4 protein-coding genes and 1 pseudogene are annotated in these 6391 nt (G+C 69.8%); 2 read left to right on the forward strand and 3 right to left on the reverse strand.

Features of this window, described 5'->3' with window-relative positions:
• Nucleotides 1–413, reverse strand: a pseudogene (locus Q8M82_RS19065) (histidine kinase); the annotation flags it as partial.
• A gap of 116 nt (nt 414–529) precedes the next feature.
• On the reverse strand, nt 530–1822 hold the full coding sequence (locus Q8M82_RS19070; RefSeq protein ID WP_305692873.1) for an adenylosuccinate synthase: 1293 nt from the start codon (nt 1820–1822) through the stop codon (nt 530–532).
• Nucleotides 1823–2124: 302 nt separating this feature from the next.
• Between Q8M82_RS19070 and Q8M82_RS19075 the strand changes: the two genes are divergently transcribed.
• Entirely contained in the window at nt 2125–3336 is a 1212-nt protein-coding gene (locus tag Q8M82_RS19075) for an amidohydrolase (protein ID WP_305692874.1), read from the forward strand.
• A 268-nt stretch (nt 3337–3604) separates the two neighbouring features.
• Complete coding sequence (locus Q8M82_RS19080) at nt 3605–4183, forward strand: tyrosine phosphatase family protein (protein ID WP_305692875.1); 579 nt, start codon at nt 3605–3607, stop codon at nt 4181–4183.
• A gap of 163 nt (nt 4184–4346) precedes the next feature.
• Here Q8M82_RS19080 and Q8M82_RS19085 read toward each other — a convergent pair whose 3' ends face one another.
• Nucleotides 4347–6071, reverse strand: coding sequence for a mucoidy inhibitor MuiA family protein (locus Q8M82_RS19085; RefSeq protein ID WP_305692876.1), 1725 nt, complete (start codon nt 6069–6071; stop codon nt 4347–4349).
• Nucleotides 6072–6391 lie beyond the last annotated feature (320 nt).

The raw sequence follows: 6391 nt of genomic DNA on the forward strand, positions 1-6391 counted from the left end.
CGCGGCGGCGCGATCCGCGGCCGCACCGGCTGCGTGTCCGCGACCTCGGGCTGGGGCTCGCGGAAATCCGCCTCGGTGCTCTCCGCCGCAGAGGCGGCGGCGCGGGGCGGAACCGGCGCCAGCGCGGGCGCCACGGGCTCGGCGAGCGCCGGCCCGGCCTCCAGCGGCGGATCGAGCGCTTCGGACTCGAAGCGCAGCGGCGTGTCGTCGTAATCGGCCTCGATCCGGGCAACCGCCTCGTCGAGAGACAGGCGCTCGCGCATGATCTCGGCCTCGCCCAGCGGCGGATCGAGGCTGCGCAGCTGCGCGACGAGAGCGGCCCTGGCCCGATCATAGATCGCCTGCCGGGCTGCCGGCGATGTATCGGGCAGCCCGGCGACCGCACGTGCCAGGATGGGATAGAAGTCGGCCATTGGCCTCACTTGTCGCTGTTGCAGACCTGCGTCAACCCTTGTCGGACCCGTCCAGTTTCAGGCCGGGTCGCATTTTTGAAAGGGTGTCCGGCGCGAAAGCTCCGTTACGGAAGGTCTCACCCTTCGAAGGGGTTGTGGACCAGGATGGTGTCGTCCCGCTCCGGGCTGGTAGAGAGCACCGCGACGCTGGCCCCGATCAGTTCCTCGATGCGGCGGACATATTTGATCGCCTGCGCGGGAAGATCGGCCCAGGAGCGCGCGCCCGCGGTCGAGCCTTCCCAGCCTTCGATCGTCTCGTAGACCGGCTCGACGCGGGCCTGGTCGCTCTGGCCCGCCGGCAGATGCTCGAGGATCTCGCCGTCGAGGCGATAGCCGGTGCAGACCTTGATCTCGGGGAAGCCGTCGAGGATGTCGAGCTTGGTCAGCGCAATGCCGTCGATGCCCGACGTCTTCACCGTCTGGCGCACGAGGCAGGCGTCGAACCAGCCGCAGCGGCGCTTGCGGCCGGTGACGACGCCGAACTCCTTGCCCTTCTGGCCGATCAGCTCGCCGGTCTCGTCGAACAGCTCGGTCGGGAACGGCCCCTCGCCGACCCGCGTCGTATAGGCCTTGGCGATGCCCAGCACATAACCGACCGCCGAGGGGCCGAGCCCCGAACCGGTCGCGGCCTGGCCGGCGACGATGTTGGAGGAGGTCACGAAGGGATAGGTGCCGTGGTCGACATCGAGCAGCGCACCCTGCGCACCCTCGAACAGGATGCGCTTGCCGGCGCGGCGCTGCGCATCGAGCAGCGCCCAGACGGTGTCGGCGAACGGCAGGATCTTCGGCGCGATCTCCTTGAGCTGGGCCAGCAGTTCGGCGCCATTGACTTCGTCGATGCCCAGGCCACGGCGCAGCGCGTTGTGATGCGCCAGCAGCCGCTCGATCTTGGCTTCCAGGATCGAAGGGTCCTTGAGATCGATGACGCGGATGGCGCGGCGGCCGACCTTGTCCTCATAGGCCGGGCCGATGCCGCGCTTGGTCGTGCCGATCTTCAGCCCGACATTGGAGGTCTCGCGAAAATGGTCGAGCTCGCGATGCAGCGGCAGGATCAGCGTCGCGTTGTCGGCGACGCGGAGGTTCTCAGGGGAAATCGCGACGCCCTGCGCCTGCAGCCGCGCGATCTCCTCGACCAGATGCCAGGGATCGACCACGACGCCGTTGCCGATGACCGAGAGCTTGCCCGGCCGCACGATGCCCGAAGGCAGCAGCGAGAGCTTGTAGACGACGCCGTCGATCACCAGCGTGTGGCCGGCATTGTGCCCGCCCTGGAATCGCACGACGACATCGGCCTGGCTCGACAGCCAGTCGACGATCTTGCCCTTGCCCTCGTCGCCCCACTGGGCGCCGACCACCACCACATTTGCCATGGTTCAGGGGTTCCTGCTTGTCTTAAGTGAGTCTTGCGCGTGTCGTTCCGGGCAAGTGCCGCACATGAAAAACCCCGGCGCAAGACCGGGGTTCGAAGGCAGGTTCTTGCACGCCCTCATGAGCCAAGAGCACGCCGAGGTCAAGCTTGGCGCGCATGGCCGGCCGCTTCAGGCGGGTGTAGAAGGTGAGCCGGCGGCCCCGATTTCGCCTCGCCGGCAGGCTTTTCAGCCCCGCCGGGACAGAGGCTGCGGCAACCGCCCGCAGGACCGATGCAAGCCCGCGCCAAGGGGATAGGACACCGATGACGACTCAGCTCGACGCCTGGCTCGACCGCCACCATGCGGCGTTCTCCGCGATCCGCCAGGATATCCACGCCCATCCCGAACTCGGGCTCGAGGAGACGCGCACCGCTGCCCTCGTCGCCAGGAGCCTGCGCGAATGGGGCGTCGAGGTCACCGAGGGCGTGGGCGGCACCGGCGTGGTCGGCGTCATCCGTGGAAGGCGTGCCGGACAGCGCGCGATCGGGCTGCGCGCCGACATGGACTGCCTGGCGCTGGAGGAGCAGACCGGCCTGCCTTACGCCTCGCAATATCCCGGCAAGATGCACGCCTGCGGCCATGACGGCCACACCACCATGCTGCTCGGTGCCGCGCGCTACCTCGCCGAGAACCCCGATTTCGCCGGCACCTGCATCCTGATCTTCCAGCCGGCCGAGGAAGGCCGCGGCGGCGCCAATGCCATGCTGGCCGACGGCCTGTTCGAGCGCTTCCCCTGCGATGCGATCTATGGCCTGCACAACACGCCGGGCCTGCCGGCCTCGCATTTCGGCACGGCGGTCGGCCCCTTCCTCGCCTCGGCCGACAGCTGGGAGGTGATCTTCCGCGGCGTCGGCGGCCATGGCGGCTCGCAGCCGCATCTCTCGACCGACATCACCTATGCCCAGGCGCAGTTCGTGCTCGGGCTGCAGGGCATCGTCGGACGCAACGTGCCGCCGCTCGACACCGCCGTGATCAGCGTCGGCTATATCCATGCCGGCTCGGTCGAGGCCTCGAACGTCATTCCCTCCGAGTTGGTGCTCGGCGGCACGGCGCGGACCTATTCCGCCGAGATCCGCGACACGGTCGAGCGCCGCATCGGTGAACTCGCCTCCGCCACCGCGCTCGCCTGGGGCTGCCGGGCGGAAGCCACCTATCACCGCGGCACCAGCCCGCTGATCAACAAGGCCGAGCAGGTCGCGGTCGCGGTCGCCGCCGCCTCGGCTTCGGTCGGCGCGGCCCATGTCGACGGCAAGCTGCGGCCGGGCACGGGCGGCGAGGACTTCGCCGAGATGATGCTGATCAAGCCCGGCGCCTTCATGCGCATCGGCAACGGCGTCGAGGCGGACGGGAGCTTCAAGGGCCTGCACACCCCGCTCTACGACTTCAACGACGCGATCATCCCCGACGGCATCCGCTACTGGGTCAATGTCGTGGGCGAAGAGCTGGGCATCGAGGAGCAGGCGGCGGCCGCTTAAGGTCGCCTGCCCCCTTACCAGACCCGTCCTGTTGCCCGCAAAAGGGCGGGTCATCCCGGGCGACCGGAGGGAGACCCGGGATCCATTCCGGAACCTCTCCAGCATGCGCTCAGGAATGGATCCCGGATCTCCGCTTCGCTGCGTCCGGGATGACAACGTCACGGCCGCGGCGCGGTCGTTTGCAGACCTCCCCTCCATTCCCGTCGGTTGCGCGGCGCGGAGGCAGGCCATATGCGGCGGGCTTCACGCAAAGCAGCGGGTTACCACCATGCAATCGCTCGCCATCTCGACGCTCACCATCTGCGGCATCGAGGAATTGCCCGCGCACAGCCTACGCCGGGTCACGCATGTCCTGTCGCTGCTCGACCCCGGCCTGCCGGAGATCGACACCTTCGGGACCTATGGCGAGCACCACCGCGTGACGCTGCGCTTCCACGACATCCTCGGCCCGTCTCAGGGCATGACCCCGCCCCGCCCCGACCATGTCGAGCAGATCCTGCAGTTCGGCGAGGGCCTGCGCGAGGGCCTCGGCGAACGGGTCGAGGGGCATCTCCTCGTCCACTGCCATATGGGCATCTCGCGCTCGACCGCGGCGATGCTGATGCTGATGGCGCAGAACGACACAGATGCGAGCGAGGACGAGCTGTTCGAGCGCCTGCGCGCCGTGCGCCCGCAGGCCTGGCCGAATTCGGTAATGATCGGCTTCGCCGACGCGCAGCTCGACCGCGGCGGGCGCCTCACGGAGGCGCTGCGCCGCCATTACGGCCACCAACTCAAGGGCCAGCCGCAATACACCGACTGGATGACGCGTCTGGGGCGCGGGCGCGAACTCGAGATGGCGGTGTGAGCGTCTGTCGTTTTGCCTCGGAGACTCGACTGTCATCCTGGGCGACCGAAGGTCGACCGGGATCCATCCTAGAGCGGCGGAGAGCCCGATGATGGATCCCGGCCTGCGCCGCTGCGCGGCAGGTCCAGGATGACGAGGTAATTCGTGAGCAAACCCCGCTCCCTCAGTTGAGCGGACGCGGCATCGGTTGCGGCCCCGGCCCAGGCTGCGGGGCGTAGGTGACCTCGCGGTCACCGGGCCATTTGATCCGGTAGGCCACCTTGATCTCCTTCTCGGCGCCGGGCGGAAGGTCGAAGGTCCAGGCCGAGACGCCACGCTTGTCGCCGACCTGCTTCTCGGTCGGGGGCGTCGTCTGCGCCGGCAGGCTCTCCACCGTGATCGCACTGCTCTCCGAATAGGGGATGCGCTCGGTCACCGTCACCTTCACCGGCTGGGCATGCAGGCTCTTCACCACCGTGCGGAACTCGCGCAGGTCGGTGCGGGTCTGCCCGAGCCAGTTCGGCTCGTTCTCGCGGCGGCGCACCGGCGCACGCGTGACCTTGAGCTTGTCGTCGGCTCCGAAGCCGAGCGCGACCTTGTCGCCCGGCGCCACCAGCCCGATCCGCCCCCGCCCGATATAGCTGCCGTCGCGATGCAGGGCGACGATCCCCGGCAGCAGCGGCGCCGCCTCGTCATGGACGAAGCTCGCCTCGAGATAGGCCTTCTCCTCCAACTCGGGCACGATCCGCGCCGCGAGCGCCGGTTCGGCCTGCGCCCGGCTCAGCAGCACGGTCCTGGACGAGCCGTCCTGCGGGATCGTGGCGCGGCCGGGCACCTGGAAGCTCGCCTGATAGGCGCCCGCCTCGATCTGGGCGGTCTGCGCCTCCGCGGCGACGGGAGCGGCGGCCTTCTGCGACTGTTCGGCAATCGCGTCGGCTTCCGCCTTGGCGCGAGCGGCCGCCATCGGCGCCGGCGCGGCCCGCGCCATCGGACGCGCCTCGTAGAGCACCGGCGGCTCGAAGAACATGACCTGCACCGGCGTCAGCTCCGGCGCCTGCGTGCCACCGGCCGAGCGCGTCGTCGACAGGGTCAGCGCCACATCGGCCCAGTCCTCGCCCGTGCGCTGGCGCAGCTCGGCCCGCCGCAGGAGATCGAGCGAAGGCTTGCCGCCGGCGCCGCCGGTCGACAGGCGGGCCTCGTATTGCGGCGTCCAGCCGGCGCCGCCGACGCGGTAGGTCACCGTGAACTCGGCCGAAAGCGCGGCCGGCGCCTCGACCGCGATCGCGACGTCGCGCTTGGGTGCGCCGGGTCGGCCCGGCTGCGGCTTCGCCCGCTCCAGCGCCGCGATCTCGCCCTCGACATCCGCTGCCCTAGCGCGAACGCCGCGCAATTCCTCATGCACCTGGACCAGCGCGGTCCCGATCGCCTCGAACACCGCTGGCCAGTCCGCCACGGGCAGGGCCTTGCCGTCGGGGCCGAGCTTGTCGGGACCCGTCTGGCCGAAGCGTTCGATCGTGGCGCGCTTGGCCTCGATCGCGCTGATGCGCCCGGCCAGCACCTGCTTCTCATCCCGCAGCGCGGTGAGCTTGCCCTCGATCACGGCGTCGAGCACCGGCTTCGCCTCGCCCGGCGCCAGCCGGACGTCGACGGCCCCGATCGAGAAGGCGCCGCCTCCCCCTGCCATTCGGCCTTGCCCCTCGACGCGGATCGAAGCGGGGTCGATCGCAGCCGGCAGGCCGCGCAGCACGATCTGCGAGGCCCCCTGCAGCAATTCGGCCTTGCCCTGCCGCGTCACCACCGCACCATCCGGATAGACCGTCACGCGGTCGATGCGGGTTGCGAGCTCGATCTCGGCTGCGCCGGCAAAGCCGGGAGCGAGAACGAGGGCGGCGGCAAGGCGGGTCATCATGGTCTGCTATCCCCAGAAGCGATCACGTGGCCGTGATAAGGCGCGTCCGAATTCGGCGGGGCCAAGGCGGAAATGGGCCCGATTGCGGACGGCACGATCGCCTCGATCCCTTGCGCCGCGTGGCGGCGAGCGATCAGCGGCCCTCCCGATGCAGAAATGCCCTGCCGGTTCGGGCAGGGCCTTTACTGACGAGATGCGGATGGACCGGCTCAGAACTCTTCCCAGCCCGTATCCCCCGAGCGGCTGTTGGCGACCTTCTTGGCCGGTGCGCGCGGTGGCGGCGCCGCGACCGGGGCGGCGGCGCGGGGCGCCGGAGCCCT

The sequence above is a fragment of the Allobosea sp. genome (assembly GCF_030694325.1).
Taxonomy (GTDB): domain Bacteria; phylum Pseudomonadota; class Alphaproteobacteria; order Rhizobiales; family Beijerinckiaceae; genus Allobosea.